This is a genomic window from Nocardia brasiliensis NBRC 14402, assembly GCF_000308475.2.
GTDB classification, from domain to species: domain Bacteria; phylum Actinomycetota; class Actinomycetes; order Mycobacteriales; family Mycobacteriaceae; genus Nocardia; species Nocardia brasiliensis.
Genome location: NZ_BAFT02000098.1, coordinates 191,576 through 208,913, shown reverse-complemented (window position 1 = coordinate 208,913; position 17,338 = coordinate 191,576). Strand labels below are relative to the sequence as shown.

16 protein-coding genes are annotated in these 17,338 nt (G+C 70.5%); 13 read left to right on the top strand and 3 right to left on the bottom strand.

The annotated features are described in order from the left end of the window. Window positions 1-138 precede the first annotated feature (138 nt). From TY25_RS33395 to TY25_RS33335, 13 genes are all read left to right on the top strand, one after another. Window positions 139-1,092, top strand: coding sequence for an NAD-dependent epimerase/dehydratase family protein (locus TY25_RS33395; RefSeq protein WP_042262959.1), 954 nt, complete (start codon window positions 139-141; stop codon window positions 1,090-1,092). Then, window positions 1,092-2,054: a glycosyltransferase gene (locus tag TY25_RS33390; RefSeq protein ID WP_042263111.1), complete on the top strand. Its 963-nt coding sequence runs from the start codon at window positions 1,092-1,094 to the stop codon at window positions 2,052-2,054. Before TY25_RS33395 ends, TY25_RS33390 begins: the two co-directional genes overlap by 1 nt. Beyond that, complete coding sequence (locus TY25_RS33385; protein ID WP_042262957.1) at window positions 2,051-3,256, top strand: ATP-grasp domain-containing protein; 1,206 nt, start codon at window positions 2,051-2,053, stop codon at window positions 3,254-3,256. Before TY25_RS33390 ends, TY25_RS33385 begins: the two co-directional genes overlap by 4 nt. Next, entirely contained in the window at window positions 3,253-3,939 is a 687-nt protein-coding gene (locus TY25_RS33380) for a hypothetical protein (protein WP_052383367.1), read from the top strand. Before TY25_RS33385 ends, TY25_RS33380 begins: the two co-directional genes overlap by 4 nt. Next, window positions 3,939-5,159, top strand: coding sequence for a hypothetical protein (locus TY25_RS40955; RefSeq protein ID WP_052383366.1), 1,221 nt, complete (start codon window positions 3,939-3,941; stop codon window positions 5,157-5,159). The genes TY25_RS33380 and TY25_RS40955 overlap by 1 nt, the downstream gene beginning before the upstream one ends. Then, the gene (locus TY25_RS33370; RefSeq protein ID WP_042262954.1) at window positions 5,159-6,103 is read left to right on the top strand and encodes a GNAT family N-acetyltransferase; all 945 of its coding nucleotides are present in this window, start codon (window positions 5,159-5,161) and stop codon (window positions 6,101-6,103) included. The genes TY25_RS40955 and TY25_RS33370 overlap by 1 nt, the downstream gene beginning before the upstream one ends. A gap of 75 nt (window positions 6,104-6,178) precedes the next feature. Continuing rightward, on the top strand, window positions 6,179-7,456 hold the full coding sequence (locus TY25_RS33365) for a sigma-54-dependent transcriptional regulator family protein (RefSeq protein WP_042262952.1): 1,278 nt from the start codon (window positions 6,179-6,181) through the stop codon (window positions 7,454-7,456). A 94-nt stretch (window positions 7,457-7,550) separates the two neighbouring features. Next, entirely contained in the window at window positions 7,551-9,074 is a 1,524-nt protein-coding gene (gene adh / locus TY25_RS33360) for an aldehyde dehydrogenase (protein ID WP_042262951.1), read from the top strand. Next, window positions 9,074-9,601 carry a DUF779 domain-containing protein gene (locus TY25_RS33355; RefSeq protein ID WP_042262948.1) on the top strand — a complete coding sequence of 176 codons (528 nt, stop codon included), beginning with the start codon at window positions 9,074-9,076 and terminating at the stop codon, window positions 9,599-9,601. Before adh ends, TY25_RS33355 begins: the two co-directional genes overlap by 1 nt. A 116-nt stretch (window positions 9,602-9,717) precedes the next feature. Then, on the top strand, window positions 9,718-11,370 hold the full coding sequence (locus TY25_RS33350) for a hypothetical protein (protein ID WP_226887410.1): 1,653 nt from the start codon (window positions 9,718-9,720) through the stop codon (window positions 11,368-11,370). Continuing rightward, the gene (locus TY25_RS33345; RefSeq protein ID WP_042262946.1) at window positions 11,367-11,801 is read left to right on the top strand and encodes a FixH family protein; all 435 of its coding nucleotides are present in this window, start codon (window positions 11,367-11,369) and stop codon (window positions 11,799-11,801) included. The genes TY25_RS33350 and TY25_RS33345 overlap by 4 nt, the downstream gene beginning before the upstream one ends. 50 nt (window positions 11,802-11,851) lie before the next feature. After that, entirely contained in the window at window positions 11,852-13,021 is a 1,170-nt protein-coding gene (locus tag TY25_RS33340; protein ID WP_081869259.1) for a hypothetical protein, read from the top strand. Next, window positions 13,018-13,560 carry a hypothetical protein gene (locus tag TY25_RS33335; protein ID WP_042262945.1) on the top strand — a complete coding sequence of 181 codons (543 nt, stop codon included), beginning with the start codon at window positions 13,018-13,020 and terminating at the stop codon, window positions 13,558-13,560. Before TY25_RS33340 ends, TY25_RS33335 begins: the two co-directional genes overlap by 4 nt. 3 nt (window positions 13,561-13,563) lie before the next feature. Here the strand turns inward: TY25_RS33335 and TY25_RS33330 are convergent, their stop codons facing one another. Genes TY25_RS33330 through TY25_RS33320 form a run of 3 tightly spaced genes read right to left on the bottom strand, consistent with a single transcriptional unit; the run spans window position 13,564 to window position 17,271 of the window. Next, entirely contained in the window at window positions 13,564-14,637 is a 1,074-nt protein-coding gene (locus tag TY25_RS33330; protein WP_106386989.1) for a DUF8320 family protein, read from the bottom strand. Further along, the gene (locus tag TY25_RS33325; RefSeq protein ID WP_042262940.1) at window positions 14,627-15,874 is read right to left on the bottom strand and encodes an ATP-binding protein; all 1,248 of its coding nucleotides are present in this window, start codon (window positions 15,872-15,874) and stop codon (window positions 14,627-14,629) included. The genes TY25_RS33330 and TY25_RS33325 overlap by 11 nt, the downstream gene beginning before the upstream one ends. Next, window positions 15,871-17,271 (bottom strand): cytochrome P450, encoded by a 1,401-nt coding sequence (locus TY25_RS33320; protein ID WP_146154015.1) that lies wholly within the window; start codon window positions 17,269-17,271, stop codon window positions 15,871-15,873. The genes TY25_RS33325 and TY25_RS33320 overlap by 4 nt, the downstream gene beginning before the upstream one ends. Window positions 17,272-17,338 lie beyond the last annotated feature (67 nt).

Sequence of the window (17,338 nt, the reverse complement as noted above, 5' to 3'; positions counted from 1 at the left end):
CTATCGGCGACCTTCCGAAGCTGCCTAGGCTGTGCCGCACATCATCCGGACAAAATCCGGACGATGCGGACACCCACGGTTATCCTGCCGGTACCACCGGCGGGTCGCCGGATAGATAGCGCAAGGTGGGACAACAGAATGAAGGTCGGGGTCACGGGCGGGTCGGGATTCATCGGCTCCTATGTCTGCGAAGAATTGGTGCGGCGCGACCACGAGCCGGTGATCTTCGACCACCGACGACGGGCGGGCGCGCAGCCGTACGAGGTGATGCTCGGCGACATCCGCGACGCCACCGCGATGGCCGAACTCGCCGCACACTGCGAGGGCATCATCCATCTCGCCGCGGTGCTCGGCACGCAGGAGACGATCAGCCGGCCCCGGCCCGCGGCGGAAACGAATCTCGTCGGCGGACTGAACTTCCTGGAATCCGTGGCGCAGTACGATCTGCCCGGCGTGTACATCTGCGTCGGCAACCACTGGATGAACAACAGCTATTCGATCTCCAAGACCGCGGTCGAGCGGTTCGTGCACATGTTCAACGCGTATCGCGGTACCCGGGTGACGAACGTGCGGGTGGTCAACGCCTACGGCCCGCGCCAGTTGGCGGCCGCGCCGTTCGGGGCGGGCAAGGTACGCAAGTTCACGCCCGCGGTGATCTGCCGCGCGCTGGCCGGCCAACCCGTCGAGCTCTACGGCGGCGGGGTGCAGCTGTCCGACATGGTCTGGGTGGGTGATGTTGCGCGCGTGCTGGTTTCGGCGTTGGAGTCGGCCGAGCGCGGCCTGGTGCCGGACGTCGTGCTCGAGGTCGGTCCGGCCCGCTCCCAGTCGATCCGGTCGGTCGCCGAGCTGATCATCGACCAGTGCGCCGAATTCGGATACCCGCGGGTGCCGATCGTCGGTCTGCCCATGCGGCCGGGCGAGGAGCCCGGCGCGATCGTGCGGGCCGATCCGGCGACGCTGTCCACCATCGGCGTCGACCCCGAATCGCTGCTGCCGCTCGACGACGGTATGCGGCGCACCATCGAATGGTTCATCGAGACCCGCGGCACGCATTGGGGTGTGCCGGAGCCCTGCGAGACGGCCACGGCGTGATGGCCCCCGCCGGGTTCGGCCTCACCGTCGTGGTGCCGTGCCGCGACGAAGAGGTCAATGTCGTCGCGGCGCACGCGGCCGTGCTCGCCGAGCTCGGCGAGCACGATATCGAGCTGCTGTTCGTCGACGACGGCAGCACCGATGCCACGCTGGCGCTGGTGACCGGGCTGGCCGCGGAAGACGAACGGGTGCACTACATCTCGTTCGCGCGCAACTTCGGTTTCGAGGCGGCCTTCGCCGCGGGCTACAAGTACGCGAGCAAACCGTGGATCCTGCACCTGGACGCCGATCTGCAGAGTCATCCGAGTCAGGCGCACAAGCTGATCGCGGCCGCCTCCGACCGGGTGGACGCGGTGTTCGGGGTGCGCGACGAGCGCGCCGATCCGCCGCTGCGGCGGTGGGGCTCCACGCTGTCGGAGCTGATCGCGCGTCGCCTGCTCGGGATCGAAATGCCCCGGGGCGCTACGACCTTCCGTCTGGTGCGCGCCGGCGTCGCCCGCCGGGTCGTCGAATTGCGCCGTCCCGCACCGTACTTCATGGCGTCGCTGCCCGCCGTCACGAATCGCTACACCACCGTGCGGACGGCCCACCAGGCCCGGGCGGCGGGAGCGTCCAAGTTCACCGTCGCGGGACTGGCCCGGCACGCGCTGGATCTGTATATCGGGCACTCCGGCGCACCGGCGGCCGGCGCGGCGCTGCTGCTGGTGGTGGTCGCGTTCGCCGCGGGCATGGTGCTCGTCCTGTTCGGCGCGGGCGTGGTCGGTGGCGGGGTGGTACTCGCCGCGCTGCTGTGCGCCGTGCTCGCGACCATGCCGGCCTTGGCTCTGCTGCTGCGCTATTCGGTGCTCACGGCCGGTCGTGGCGTGCGCGCGCTGTATTACATACGAGAGTCCGACCTGCCCATCGACGCGGCCGACCGGCTGCAGCTGGGGCGGTCCGTGGTGGGTGGAGGTGCGTTGTGACGGGCACGGTGGTCATCCTCGGCGGTGCGGACGGCTCGACGTCCACCTATCGCCGGGCCCGCGAACTCGGCTACCGCACTGTCTGCGTCGACCGGCGCGCCGGCGCCGTGGCGCGGTCGCTGGCCGACGAATTCGTGCACGTCAGTATTCGGGACCCCACCGCGATCGCCGCCGCGCTGGACGGGCGCGCCGATATCGTCGGCGTGCTGTCGCCGGCCAGCGATACCGGGCTGTCCGCGCAGCGCTGGCTGGCGCGGCACTGGGAGCTGCCGGATCCGCTTGCCGCGCAGGTCGTGCACGCCTCGCAGGACAAGTCCTATTTCCGGGCGGTGTGCCATCGGCTCGGCTTCGACAGCTACGGGTACGTCGCGGGCCGGGCCGACGCGGAGCTCGCGTTGCGCGCGGCGACGCTGCGGTTCCCGGTGCTGGTGAAACCGCTGGACGCGCAGAGCAGTCGCGGCATCCAGGTGTGCGCGGAGGTATCCGAGGTCGCGGCGGCGGCGCGGGAGGCGGCCCGGTTCGCCGGCGACGGCGGCGTCATCGTGGAGGAGCAGATCGCCGGAAAGCATTACAGCGCAGAGGTGTTCGTCGATCGCGGGCGGATCGTGTTCATCGGGGTCAGCGCCCGCACGCTCACGCCCGCACCGCATTTCGTGACCGTCGAGCATCGGGTGCCCGCCGACCTCGCCGTCGAACAGCGGTGGGAGCTGACCGACATGCTGAACGAGCTGATCACCGAACTCGGCTATCGGCGCGGCCCGTTGACCGTCGACGTGATCGTCGACGCGTTCGGCACCCTGCATCTGATCGAGATGGGTGCCCGGGTCGGCGGCAACGGACTGGGCGAATTGTTCCGGCACGCCTACGGAGTGGACACCGTCGGGGCCTCGATCGAAGCCGCGACGGGCGGCGCGGTCGATGTGCTGCCGACCCGGTCCCGCGCCACCGTGTCCGGGATCCTCTACACCGACGACGCCGGGGTGATCGCCGAGGTGCGCGGCGCCGACGATGCCGCCGCGGCGATCCCCGAGCTGGCGGAGCTGGTGCTCTTCGTCCGGCCGGGCCAGGAGGTACGGCCGTATCACAACGCGGCGAACAAGCTGGGCCACTTCATCGTCGTCGCCGATCTGCCCGACCGGGCGGCCGAGGCGGCGGACGCGGTGCGGGCCAGGTTGCGGTTCGACGTGAGCGGGGCGGCATGAGTCCGGCGGTGCGCAGCGCGCTGCTCGGCGGCGCGGCCGTGGTCGCGGCCGGGCTGGTCTGGGGGACGACCGGCCGGGAGCACGGTGTGCCGAGTGTGTGGGCGCTGCTGGCCTCGCTGATCCCGTTCGTCTTGGCAACCGAGACGATCGCGAGCCTGCGACCCGAGTGGTTCCGGCGCGGACGGCTGGTCGAGATCTGTGCGCTCGCCGCGTTTCTCGTCGTGTTCTGTTTTCTGGTCCCGAAGATCTTCGCCGCCGCGCTCGACGACGATTTCAGCCGGTTGTATTCGTGGATGCGGATATTGGTGCCGCTGTTGATCCTGTGTCTGGCGCTGATGCTGCGGCTGGGCGGCGCGGGACCGGCCGTGGCCCGCCGGGTCGGCTACGTGGGCATCCTCGTCATGCTCTCGGGCATCGAGGACCTCGCGTTCCAGCTGCTGCGCGGGAAACCACTGGCCGCGCAGTGGGATTGGGCCGATCACATGACGGTTCGGCTCGGCCATGTGGCGAGCCGGAACGAGGCGCTGGCCTTCATCGTGGTGCATCTGATCCTGGCCGCGGTGGTGCTGCTGCTGCCGGACCGGTACTGGCAGGGGATCGGCGACGGCCTGCGACGGCGCTCCGGGGGCGTGCGGCGGCGCGCCGTCGCGGTCCGGCAGCGAGCGGGCGCGCGTCACCGCTGATGGTGTCCCCGTCCGCCCCGCTGCCCGCACCGGCCACTGTGCTGTCGCTGCTGGCCGGCCGCGGCGGATTCCGGCTCGCCTATCACGGCATCGCGCTTGTGCTGCTGGCGATCTGGGGCGCGGACCAGTTCGCGGTGTACGCGAGCGCGGTCGGCGCCACCGCCTGGATCGCGCTGCTCGGCTCCGGCCCGGAGAAGTCCGTGCTGAAACTGGTGCCGCGACTGCGGCACACGGGCGCGGACGTGGTGCGGACCGCCGTGCTGACCGCGGCTTTGCCGCTGGTGCTCGCCCTGCTCGCGAGCGCGGTGACCGCGGGCTCGGCATTCGTGGTCTACCCGCTGGCCGCCGCCTGGAGCGCCGGTCTCGGGCTGCTGACGGTCGTGGTGGCGGTGCATCGCGGGGCCGGGCGCGCGGAACGCGACAGTCACGGCTTCCTGCTGCTCGCCGTGGCCATGGTCGCGGCGGTGGGAGTCGGTGCGGCAGCGGGGCTTTCGCCCGCCGGTCAGCTCACCGTGCTCCTGGCGGTGACACTGGGCGTGGCCGGCTGGTCGGCCCGCGGACTCCCGTCGCTGACGGTGCGGCCGCGACGGGGAACCGCCACGGCGATCGTGCGAGCGGAACTGCTGCTCGGCCTGTACGAGCCGCTGGGCAGCGCGGCCGTCGGCGTGCTGTACGCGGCCTTGGCGCTGAGCGGTCAGCGGGACAGCAGCACGACACTCTATGTGGCGCTGCTGATATCGAGCGTGGTCGGCTCGGGCACGCTGTACCTGCTGCGGATCTATCAGCCCGTGTCGTCGCTGCGGCTGCGCGGTGCAGGCGCGCGCGCCGGGATCGGACTGGCCCGCCGACTGCTCGTCGCCGCCCTCGGCGCCGGCCTGCTCGGCAGCGTGCTCGCGGTCGCGCTGGCCGGGAAGGTCACGGCCGCAGTACTTGTCGCGGTGCTGCTGGGTTTCGAGATCCCGGTGCACGCGCTGGTGAGTCTGGCGCTGTTCCTGCTGGAGAATACGGGCCGGCGGGAGCTGACGGTCGCCGCCGTCGGTGCCGCAACGCAATTCGCCGCGGTCGCGCTGGGCGCGGCGGTGCTGGTGCCCGCGCACGGTCCGCCCGGCGCGCTCGCCGCACTGGTCGCTTCCTATGCTGTGCTCGCGGCGTCGACCCTGCCACGGCTCAGCCGAGCGTCCCGTGCGGTAGCGCGACGCCGCGGTCCCGGAAAGCGGTGATGGGTGTGCGCGTCGATGTCTTCGATCCCTTCCGAGACGCCGAGCCGCCGTGGTGGGACACGGTGCGGCGCACCGCGGGACTGCGCGCGACCTGGTCCTGGGAGGTGCTCGCCGCGGCCGGACCCCGGCTCGGCATCGCGGTGGTGTTCGACGGTGCGGACGTCGTCGCGCTGGCTGCCGCGCGGTGGACCGCAGGGGTCCTGAATGTCGCCGCGCCGGGCAGCACCGGCCAGCCGGGATGGTGGGTGGCCGACGCGGCGCGGGCGCACGAGCTGTTCGGCGTGCTCGCCGCGGGCCTGCGAGCGCGCTTCCGGTACGCCGTGCTCGGCACGCTGTGGCGGGAGCTGTCCCGCGAGCAGGTGGCGACCTTCGGGGGCCCGCGCATCACCAGGGAGGTCAACCCGACCGCGATCCTGCCCGTGGCGTGGCCGGACGAAGACGGCTGGCTGGGCACGCTGTCCTCGAATCGCCGGCGCAGCCTGCGCGCCGAAGCCCGGTGGCTGGCCCGCGATCACGATCTGATCGCCGGTTTCGGGCCCGCGAGCGAGCTGGACGTCGATCAGCTGGTCGGATTGTTCCGGCGGACCGAGGAGAAGTACGACGGACTCGGCCGCGCACCGCGCATGCCCGACGAATGGCTCTACCGCGTGCTGGTGCATCCCGACGTGCACGCGGTGCACTACCACGACACCGACCGAAACCTGTTGGCCGCGTTCACTATTCTGGACCACCCCAGCTGGCCTCTGGTGCACCGCTGGGGCGCGCTCCCGGTCGACGAGGGCGGCCGCAAACACCTCTACTTCGACGCCTTCCGCCGCACCGTCGCCTGGGCGGCGGCCGTCGAAAAGCAAGGCCTCGTCTGGGGCAAAGGCCTACCCGACGTCAAAGCCCGCCTCGGCTGCCAACTGATCCCGCGCTACGCCGTAGCCCTGGCCGGTAGATAGTGCTCGGTCGCTCAATCCACGAGGGCGGTCGGCGGGCGCATTGCCCGGGTCCGGCTCGCAAGGGAGGATGGAGAGGTGGCCATCGGATCCAGCGCTCGGGCGAATCCCTGGGTGGCGCTGGGCCCGGAGGACGACGCGGAGCGGGTGGGCCACCATGTTTCGGCCGCACACGAATTGTTCGTCGCGCGCGGCGAGGCGCCCCGCAGCGTGCGCCGGGTGATCGAGGCGTCCTGGTTGCGCAGTCGCGGCAACGGCATCGACCCGGACCGCCAGATCGGCCGGACCTCGCTCACCGGCCTCGAATTGGAACGCTACCGGCGCGCGCATCCGATGGCGGCGGTGCGCCCGGTGGTGCAGAAACTGTTGGTCGAGGACGCACGGGACACCGGGCTGCTGGTCGCGCTGAGCGATGCGCGAGGCCGTCTGCTGTGGGTGGAGGGCGACGCGGCGGCCAAGGACCGCGCCGCGCAGATGAACTTCGCCGACGGCGCGGACTGGAGCGAGGCCGCGGTCGGCACCAACGCCCCGGGAACCGCACTGGCACTTGATCATTGCGTGCAGATCTTCGGCGCCGAGCACTACAGCCGGGTGGTGCATCCGTGGAGCTGCGCGGCGGGCCCCGTGCACGATCCCGCGACGGGACGGGTGCTGGGCACGATCGACATCACCGGCGGGCCGCGGGTCGCCGCCCCCGAGGTGCTCTCGCTGATCAAGGCGACCGTCGCCGTCGCCGAATCCGAGCTGCGCGCCCACCCGGCCCCGGCGCCGGCCACGCCGCGGGTCGAACTGCTCGGCGCCGGCCCCGCGCTGCGGTTCGGCCACGAGCGAATCGCGCTGTCGCGCAGGCATTCGGAGATCCTGCTCCTGCTGCTGGAACATCCCGAGGGTCTGTCGACCGAGCACATCGCGGTGCTGCTGGACGAGCGTGACCTCGACGCGGTGACCGTGCGCGCCGAAATCTCGCGCCTGCGCCGCATTCTCGGCGGCACCACGCTGGGGTCGCGACCGTATCGGTTACTGACGGAACTCGATTCGGATATCGGCGAGCTGCGTCGCGCGCTGCGCCGCGGCGATATCGCCGCGGCCGTCGCGGGATACCGCGGGCAACTGCTTCCCGCCTCGCGCGCGCCCGGCGTCGGCCGGGTGCGGGAGGCGCTGCGGGCCCGAATGCGTGCCGCGGTGCTCAAGTCTCGCGATCCGGCGATCCTCGGCTGGTGGATCGGCTCCGTCGACGGCCGCGAGGACCGGGGCGCGTGGGCCGCCTATCTCGCCTCGCTGGACCGGGATTCGTCGTTGTACGCGCAGGTGGCGGCGCAGTTGCGGATGCTCGATCGCGAGTTGGGCGGCTGCTGAACGGTTCCCAACGGTGATGCAACGTTGGCGCTCTAGTGTCGTTGATCACATGTCGTGTCCCACGACAGTGCCGTCTCGACCGCGAGGAGCTTCGATGACTGTGTATGCCCGGCCCGGCGCACCGGATGCCCTGATGAGTTACCAATCCCGCTACGACAATTGGATCGGCGGCCAGTGGATGGCACCGGTCAAGGGGCAGTATTTCGAGAATCCCACGCCGGTCACGGGCGAAAACTTCTGTGAGGTAGCGCGTTCCACCGCGGAGGACATCGAACTCGCGCTCGACGCGGCGCATGCCGCCGCCCCGGCCTGGGGCAAGACCTCGGCGGCCGAGCGCGCGGCGATCCTGAACAAGATCGCCGACCGGATCGAGGCGAACCTGGACGCGATCGCGCTGGCCGAGGCGTGGGACAACGGCAAACCGATCCGCGAGACGCTGGCCGCCGACATCCCGCTGGCCGTCGACCACTTCCGCTATTTCGCGGGAGCGATTCGCGCGCAGGAGGGTTCGCTGTCGGAGATCGACGCCGAGACCGTCGCCTACCACTTCCACGAGCCGCTCGGCGTGGTCGGCCAGATCATCCCGTGGAACTTCCCCATCCTGATGGCGACCTGGAAGCTGGCGCCCGCGCTGGCCGCGGGCAATGCGGTGGTGCTCAAGCCCGCGGAACAGACCCCAGCCTCGATCATGTTCCTGTGGAGCATCATCGGCGATCTGCTGCCGCCCGGTGTGGTCAATATCGTCAACGGCTTCGGTGTCGAGGCGGGTAAGCCGCTGGCCTCCAGCAACCGGATCGCGAAGATTGCGTTCACCGGCGAGACCACCACCGGCCGGCTCATCATGCAGTACGCGTCGCAGAACCTGATCCCCGTGACGCTCGAGCTCGGCGGCAAGAGCCCGAACATCTTCTTCTCCGATGTCATGGGCGCCGACGACGACTTCCTGGACAAGGCCCTGGAAGGCTTCACGATGTTCGCGCTGAACCAGGGCGAGGTGTGCACCTGTCCGTCGCGCTCGCTGATCCAGGCCGATATCTTCGACCGCTTCCTCGAGCTGGCCGCGCTGCGGACCAAGGCGGTGCGCCAGGGCGATCCGCTCGACTCGGAGACCATGATCGGCGCGCAGGCGTCCAACGACCAACTGGAAAAGGTGTTGTCCTACATCGAGATCGGCAAGGGTGAGGGCGCGCAGCTGGTCACCGGTGGCGAACGCGCGCTGCTCGGCGGTGATCTGAACGGCGGCTACTACGTGCAGCCGACCATCTTCACCGGCCGCAACGCGATGCGGATCTTCCAGGAGGAGATCTTCGGACCGGTGGTGTCGGTGACCTCGTTCACCGACTACGACGACGCCATCTCGATCGCCAACGACACCCTGTACGGTCTCGGCGCTGGGGTGTGGTCCCGCGACGGCGGCACCGCGTACCGGGCGGGCCGTGATATCCAGGCGGGCCGGGTGTGGACCAACACCTATCACCAGTATCCGGCGCACGCGGCGTTCGGCGGCTACAAGCAGTCCGGGGTCGGCCGGGAGAATCACAAGATGATGCTCGACCACTACCAGCAGACCAAGAACCTGCTGGTCAGTTACGCGCCGAAGGCCATGGGATTCTTCTGATGGCACAGCCCGCCCCGCCCCGGCTGGTGGCGACCACGGCGGCGGCGCAGCTGCTGCGCCGCCTCCGTACCGCGCACGGCGCGCTGATGATGCACCAGTCCGGCGGTTGCTGCGACGGGTCCTCGCCGATGTGTTATCCGCTGGGGGAGTTCATCATCGGCGACCGCGACGTGCTGGTCGGCATCATCGATCTGCGCCTCGCGGTGGGCGAGGTGCCGACCACGCTGCCCGGCGACGAACTGGACGCGGTGCCGGTATGGATCTCCGGCTCCCAGTTCCAGGCGTGGAAACACACGCAACTCGTCATCGACGTGGTGCCCGGCCGCGGGTCCGGCTTCAGCCTGGAAGCGCCGGAGGGTTGGCGCTTCCTCAGCCGGGCAAGGGCATTCACGGCCGCGGAGAACGAGGCGCTGGCGGCCGTCGCGCCGGTGGTCGGCGCCGAGTACGAATCCGGCGCCCGCCCACCGGTTCCCGACACGCCCCAGGTGGTCGCCGCGGCGGTGGACGCGTGCCCGGTGCCGCGCTGACTCGGCAGGCGGGCATTCTCCGGAACTTCCCCTATTCGGACATCAACCCAGCGGGGTAGACCGGATCCCCTCAGCAGGTGATGATCTCGCGGCCAGGTGTCCCTAGGGTTGCGGAAGTGCCCGTCGCCCGTGCTGCTCGATATCGCGTCCTGTTGTTCGCGGGATGGCTCCTGCTGCTGGGTGCCGGGGCGGCGCCCGCGTTCGCCGATTCCGCCGCCGCCGGCGCGGATCTCTCGATCGCACAATCCCTCGGCGACCGGGAACTGACCGTGATCCTGCGCCGGGTGACCAGCGTGCCGGGGCCGCTGCGGGTGGACGTCGTCACCCACACCGGTACCGCCGCGGGGAGACTCGCCCTCGCCGCCGTCCCCACGGGTGCGGTCGCCGTCGATTCCACGCTGCCCGCGCCCGGTGTTCCCGTGGCGGAGAACAGCATCGAACTCGGCGCGACGCCGGGGATGTACTCGGCGACCCTCGACATGGACCGGCCCGGCCCGTGGGAACTGGCCATCGGTGACGGCACCCGGGTCGCCCGGATTCCGTTCGTCGTGCCCGCACAGGTCACCTCGCCGCCGGAACGCCTGGTCTATCGCGGCTTTCTGGTCGCCGGTGTGCTGCTGCCCGTCGCCGTGCTGATCGCCGTGCGCGCCAAGCGTCCCGCGTGGGCTCTGGTTCCCGCGGGCGGAATGGTCGCGGGCATCACGGTATCGGTGACCGCGGCGCTGCTCTCGGCCTCGCTCCCGCTACCGCCGCAACCGGGTGGCCAGCTCGATCCCACCCTGGCCAACGTCATCGATCCCTACGCGGTGAATCAGCCCGCCATCGCGGACTTCTCGCGCCCGCCGGTGCTGCTGACCGTGGCGGGCGAACCGTTGACGGCGGGGCAGCCCGGCGATATCGACCTGGTCCTGCTCGACGCCGCCACCGGTGCACCCGTCGACGACCTCGTGGTGCACGACAGCGCGCTGGTACATCTGCTCATGGTCGGGCCGTCGGGCGTTCTGTCCCATCTGCATCCGATCCGTACCGGCCCCGGACGCTACCAGGTGCATTCCACGGCAACCGAACCCGGACGCTACGCGCTGTCCGCGGAACTCGCGCGCCGCGGCGGTGGTGTGCAGATGGCCCGCGCCGCCACCGGTGTCACCGTCCTGCCGGGCACATCCGGCACCGTCGCGCCGCCGTCCGCACCGGTGTCACTCGGCGGCCCGGTGACGTCGGCGTCGCTGGTGCTCGACGGCACGCCGATCGAGGTCGAGACGACCGCCGCGGTGGCCGGGCAGCCGACCACGATCACCGCCGAGATCGGCGACGCCGCCGAACTGCAACCGTGGCTCGGCATGGTGGGTCACCTGATCATGGCGGGGCCGATACCGGACGGCAGCACCGATATCGCGGCGGCCGTGCACGATTCGGCCGTCTGGGGCCACGGCCACTCGATGGGCCCGACATCGATGCAGGGCATGGCGGACCTGCCTGAAATGGACCATGCGTCAGGAGCACACCACATGCCGGGCATGGATCACGCAGAGCCACATGGCGTGCCGGGCACGGCGACCGAGCCCGCCGGAGGTCGCGGCGTGATGCTCATGCCACCCGCCAACGGACAGAGCCCGCCCGACGAAACCGTGGCCGCCTACGGCCCGGACGTGCCCTTCACCTACACCTTTCCGGTCGCCGGCCGATACCGGCTCTGGATTCAGGTCGAACGCCGCTTCACCGTACTGACCATCCCCGTGGTGCTCGAGGTCGCGCAGGCGCGGCGATGAGCGAAACGAGCACGCGCACAACTCGTTCGCGCCGTCCACTGATCCTCGCCGCCGCGCTGGTGGTCGTGCTCGCGGTGCTCGGCTGGCTGCTGTGGCCGAATTCGGCGGCAGCGGTCGCCCTGCGCTCGGGCAGCGAACGCCACCAGGTGACGGTGACCGTCGAACGAGTTCGACTGGGCGACACCGCCGTCGACGTCACGGTCGCCGATCGGGCCGGCGCGCCGGCCGTGCACGCCACCGTCACGGTGCAGGCGACCCAGCTGCTGATGGGCCACGCCGGTCCACCTGTCGCGCTGACCGCCGTGGGCGACGGTCGCTTCCACGCCGACTCGGTGCCGCTGATGATGACCGGTCCGTGGGAATTGCGCCTGACGATCGACGCGCACGGTGGCGTCGACCAGATCACCGTGCCGCTGTGGGTGGGCAACTGAAACAGACACGCGACACACAAGATTCAACGAGGCACCGAGGAGGGCAGCGGATGGACAGCTCGGCAGCGTTCGACGCGAGCGAAGGGCGAGCCGGACCGGCGGTGGACACCGTTGCGGCCCGGTCCGCGCCGGAGCACACGGCATCGGACAACAGCGCCGCCGCGCGGGCGGGCGCGTGGGGCGTACTGGCGGGCACCGCCGTCACGCTGGTCGGGCTGAGCTGGGACATTCAGTGGCACAACGATGTCGGGCCGGACACGTTCTTCACGCTGCCGCACCTGTTCCTGTATTCCGGCAGCGCCATCTCCGGGTTCGTCAGTCTGGCGATGGTGTTCCTGGCCACCGCAGCGCAGCGGGCCGGGCGGCCCGTGCCACGGCTGGGCGGCACGCCCGTTCGCGTCTTCGGCAGCACCCTGACCGCGCCGCTCGGCTACATGATCGCCGGGGCGGGCGCGGCCCTGTTCCTCCTCTACGGCCTGCTCGATCTGGAATGGCATTCGATCTACGGCTTCGACGCGGTGCTGAACACGCCGTCGCATGTGGCGCTGTTCCTGTCGATCACGTTGACCATGATCGGCAGCATCATCGTGTTCGCGGCACATCGTGACCACCGGTGGGGCCGGCTCGGCATCGTCGCGGCGGTCCCGATCCTGATCACCTTCGCGCCGATCCTCGCGCAGGCCCTGGACAACCTGGACCTGCCGGTGGATTCGACCATCCTCGGCGTGCTGTTCTTCGGCCCGCTGCTGCTCGTCCTGGGCGCGGCCGTGCTGGCACGGCCCGGCGCCGCGCTGGCCATCGCGGTGGCTCTCGGTGTGCTGCAAGGGATCCTGTGGTGGTTCTCGCCCTGGGCCGCCGAAGCGTACGCCGATTCGATCGGCCTGCCGCTGCGCGACGGGCTCGGCTCGCGCCCGCCTTCGCTGCCCGCGATCATGCCGATGTTCCTGCTCCTCGCGGCGGCCGGGATCGAGGCCCTGTTCTGGTCGGTGCGTACCCGCGGCTTCGACGCGCGAAAGGTCGTCGTGCTGGCCGGTGGCTTCGCCGGAATCGTGGTCGGCGTGACGTTCCCGCTGCAACTTCAGCTCACCCACTTCTTCTCGGGTGTCGGTCCCGGTGACGTCCTGGTCTCGACCGCGCTGGGTCTGCCACTGGGTCTGCTGGCCGGTTTCCTCGCCGGTCGATTCGTCCGCATGCTGCCCACACCGGGAGATCTCCGATGACCACCCTGCGCAGATTCGCGCTCACCGTGCTGGCGGCGATCACACTGTCGCTGGTCGCGATCAGCCCCGCGTCGGCGTACGCCCCGGTCGACATCGTGCACACCGAGCGCGTGCAGGCCGGGCCGTACGGCCTGACCGTCGGCTTCTCCACCTGGCCGATCCGTGCGATGCAGTCGCTGGACTTCACGTTCATGCCCGACGGCGGCATCGCCGACAAGTCCGGCACGCTGAAACTCACCGGGCCCGGCCTGAATTGGCGGCGGCCGGCGAAATTCGTCCGCCACCCGCGCAAGCGCGACTCGTGGGGTCTGGACATCTTCGCGGTCGACGATCCCGGCAGCTACAGCTTCGCCTTCACCATCGATGGCCCGCTCGGGCACGGCGAAGGCACCCTGGACCGGCTGCAGGTGCTGGACCAGCCCGGCCCGCCGCTGCCGCTGAGCTGGTCGATCGCCGCCCTGCCGCTGCTCGGGCTGCTCGGCTTCCTCACGGTCGCCTGGCGGCGCACCCGGCCGGGCAGCAAGCCGTTGCCGGTGTGAGTCTCAGTAGATGTGGCTGGGCAGCGGCACCTCTGCCGCCTGCGCCCCGGCCGAGCGGTCCAACGTGGCGGTAACCGTACCGGCGCAGTCGATTTCGGTCCTGCGGTTGCGGTCTTCCGCGTCCACCAGCACGGTGGCCAGATTGCGGCGCCCCGGGGGTAGCACCCGGACCGTGACATGGCCGCGGTCGGTGTTGTCCAGTTCCTGAACGGCGATGTCGCGCACCAGATCACGCAGTGCGAGGGACGCGGTTTCCAAACCGCCGTCGTCGAGCAGCATCACCTCGACGCCACGGCGGCGCGCGGCGCGGGCCGCGGCGAGCACCTCGCTCGTCGACAACTGCGGTGCGCGCAACTCGTCCCGGAGTTCGGCTTCGAGCAGCCGGCATTCCTCCCGCTCCTCGGGCTGGAACGGGACCGCGCTGGCGATGCGTTCGAGCATCGGGCGCGCGCGCAGGTCGAGCCGGTCGAGCTGGCGTTTGCGCTCGGCCTTCTGCGCGTCGAGCCGGGCCCGATTCGCCGCGCGCGTGGTCGATTCGGCCTCGAGTTCGTGCAGCGAGCGCAGGGTGGGGCGCATGATCGCGGCGAAGGCCGCGGCGATGACGACGTTGACCAGCGGCACCACCCCCTGCACGAACGCGGTCGACGCACCGCCCGCGGCGGCGACGACGGCGAGCCAGGTGGCCACGGTTCCCGCCCACGCCAACAGATTCCGGCCGCGCAGCACCAGCAGGGCGAGCGTGATGCCCGCGGTATACGCGGTCCACATGCTCGTGCGTGCATCCAACTGCGCAGTGACCTGATCGCGGACGATCAGGGTGGCGACCGGCCCGGCGGCGGCGACCAGCAGGGCCGAGGATCTGCGGATCGGCACCCCGGGGTCGAGCACGACGAGCACGGTGCTGGCGGCGAGCAGTGCCGCGGCCAGGAAAAGCGTGGGGGACAGCGGTATTCCGGCCAATCGCACCGAACGGATCATCACCGCGGCGTCGGTGGCCAGCGCCACCACGATGATCGTCACCATGGTGGAGCGCTGCCCGCTGAGTAGTCGGCTCAGGTCGCCGTGGTCAGGCGTCATCGGGTGCGTCCCATTCCAATATGATCCGGGTTCCGGCGCCGGGCGCGGCGTCGATGACGGCCCGGCCGCCGACCTCGCGCATCCGCTGCACGATGCTGACCGTGAGGCCGAGGCGGTTGGGTGCGACCGCGGCCGGATCGAATCCGGCGCCGTCGTCGGCGACGACCACGGTGAGACCGAATTCCCGTGCGGCGATCGTGACGTCGCGGGTGACCGTGCGTTCCGGCACGTCCGCGTGCCGCACGCTGTTGCGCACCGCTTCCGCGGCGGCCTGCGCGAGAGCGCTCACCGCGGCCGAGTCGATGCGCAGTTCGCTCGCGCGCCGATCGTGGCGGACCTGCACGCGCAGTGAGGTTTCGGTGGCTGTCGTGACCTCGGTGGTGATCGTCTCGATCGCCTCGGCGCCGGTGCACAATTCGTTGATCCGCCCGATCGCGGCGAACTGGCCGAGCGCCTGTTCGGCCTGCCTGGCCAGCATCGTCGGGCAGCCGCCGCGCGAGGTGTCGAGCAGCGTGGCGAGCACCTTGTCATGGATCACGCCCGCGAACAGCGCGCGCTCGCCGGCCCGGGCCTCCGCGGCCGCCGCGAGCGTGGCCTGCTGCTGGGCCCGCGTCCGCTCCATGTCCAGCAGATAGGCGGCACGCCGCGTCATCCTGGTGATGTAGACGAATCCGACCGATATACCGAAGATGCGCAGCCAGGTGAGGAAGAACTCGATCGAGCTGAGATCGTTCTTCACCTGACCGTTGGACCACGCGGCCAGCACCGCCACCACGAGCAGATAGAGCGCCGTCACCGGCGTACGCCACACCACCGTGGCCGCGACCCCGCCGAGCGGTACCAGCCGATAGATCCATTCCACATCGTTGGTGATCTGCCCGGAGGTCACCGCGAAACCGGACAGCCCGATCACCACGGCGAAAACCGTTGCGTGTGTTGCCGCGAGCACCCGGACCGCGGGGAACGGCACGAACAGCGTGGTGGCCGCCAGCACCAGCGCGGTGCCGAACACCCCGCACATGGCCACCACGGTCCACCACGGCGCGTAATGACGCGACTGCTCGGCGATCTCCGCGGCGTCCCCGATGCCGAAAATCCAAGTGCCCGCGCCCAAGGCGAAGGCGATGATGCGATCCACCCGTTCCCCTGCGGCCCGTGCGGGCACGGTTCGTTGCCGCCGGCAATTCGGCAACATGGCGGTCGCGCGGTACCGCAGGGCTTCCCGCAGTGAAGTCATCTGGCGTCTCTGGCTTCGGCCCCGGAGAGTTCCCGGTCGGGTGCCGGGGCGCGCCGCAGGTACGTGGTGCGGACCCGCCGCTTGGGACGCAGGTTGATGGTCAGTTTCATGCCGGGGTCGCCCGCAACTCGTACGGTGCCGCCGGCGAGCAGCAGCGCGGTGAAGATCTGTCCCTCCAGCAGGGCGAGCGCGGAGCCGACACAGACGTGCTCACCCGCGCCGAAGGGTAAGTAGGACAGGCGTTCCCAGCCGCGGTCGGCATCTGCGGCGAAGCGTTCCGGGCGGAACGCTTCGGGATCGGGATAGCGGTCGGCGGATCGGTGCATGACGTACGGCGCGACGAAAATGATGGTGCCCGCGGCGATTTCATGCTTGCCGAGGCGTGTGTCGCACGCGGCCTCGCGCAGGAACGCGGGCGAGGGCGGATACAGCCGCATCGACTCCTTGAACACCTGCAGGCAATACGGCAGCAGCGCAAGATCTTCCGCGGTCGGCACCGCGCCGCCGAGGGCGCGGTCCACCTCGCCGCGGGCGCGGTCGGCGGCGACCGGATGGCGCGCCAGCGCGTACGCGGTCCAGAACATGGCGTCGGCGCTGGTCTCGTGCGCCGCCGCCCAGAGGTTGATCACCTCGTCGATCAATCGCTCGGTGGGCATCGGTGCGCCGTCGCGGTCCCGCTGGGCGAGCAGCGCGGACACGATGTCGTCGCGCGGCGCGCGGCGGCGCGCGTCGACCATGGCGGTGGCCCAGTCGCGGACCACGCCGAGGTCGCGGATGAATTCGCGGTTGCGTTTCGTCGGAATGTTGAGCGGGGTCACGATCGGACGCGACATCGCGCGCATCTCCCAGTCGAAGATGCGGTTGGCGGCGTCGAGCACCTCCCGGTAGCCCTCGATCGGCTCGTCCACCAGCAGGCCGGCGATGACGTCGTGCATCATCTCCTGCACGGCGGCGAGCAGATCCACCTCGCCCGCCGCTTGCCAGCGGCGCAGATGCGGCCGCATGCGCGTGGCGATCACGTCGACGTATTTCGGCACGCGCCGCGCGGTGAACAGCGGCCCGACCAGCGCGCGCTGGCTGCGGTGCACCTCGCCCTCGGAGATGATCAAGCCTTCGCGCAGTGCGGGCCACAGCGTGCCGGTCACCGCCCGCGCCCGGCGGTAGTCCGCGGCGCGCGAGACCAGCACCTCGTGGATCTCGGCCGGCCCGGTCACCAGCGCCGCGGGCCACAGGCCGATCTGGAAGCCCGCGACCGGGCCGTGCTCGTCCGCGAGCCGCCGCATCACGCCCAGCGGATCGCGGAACCACCGGATCGTGGTGCCCAGCCCGAGTACCCCGCCACGTCCGTGGTGCAGTCTTGCAGTTTCCCCTGTTTCCCCCGCCCGATCGTCATTCAACTGACGATTCCTCCCTGGCTCGTCACCGAAGTCTGACTCTATGGTCAGTCGATCGTTCGTTGTTCAG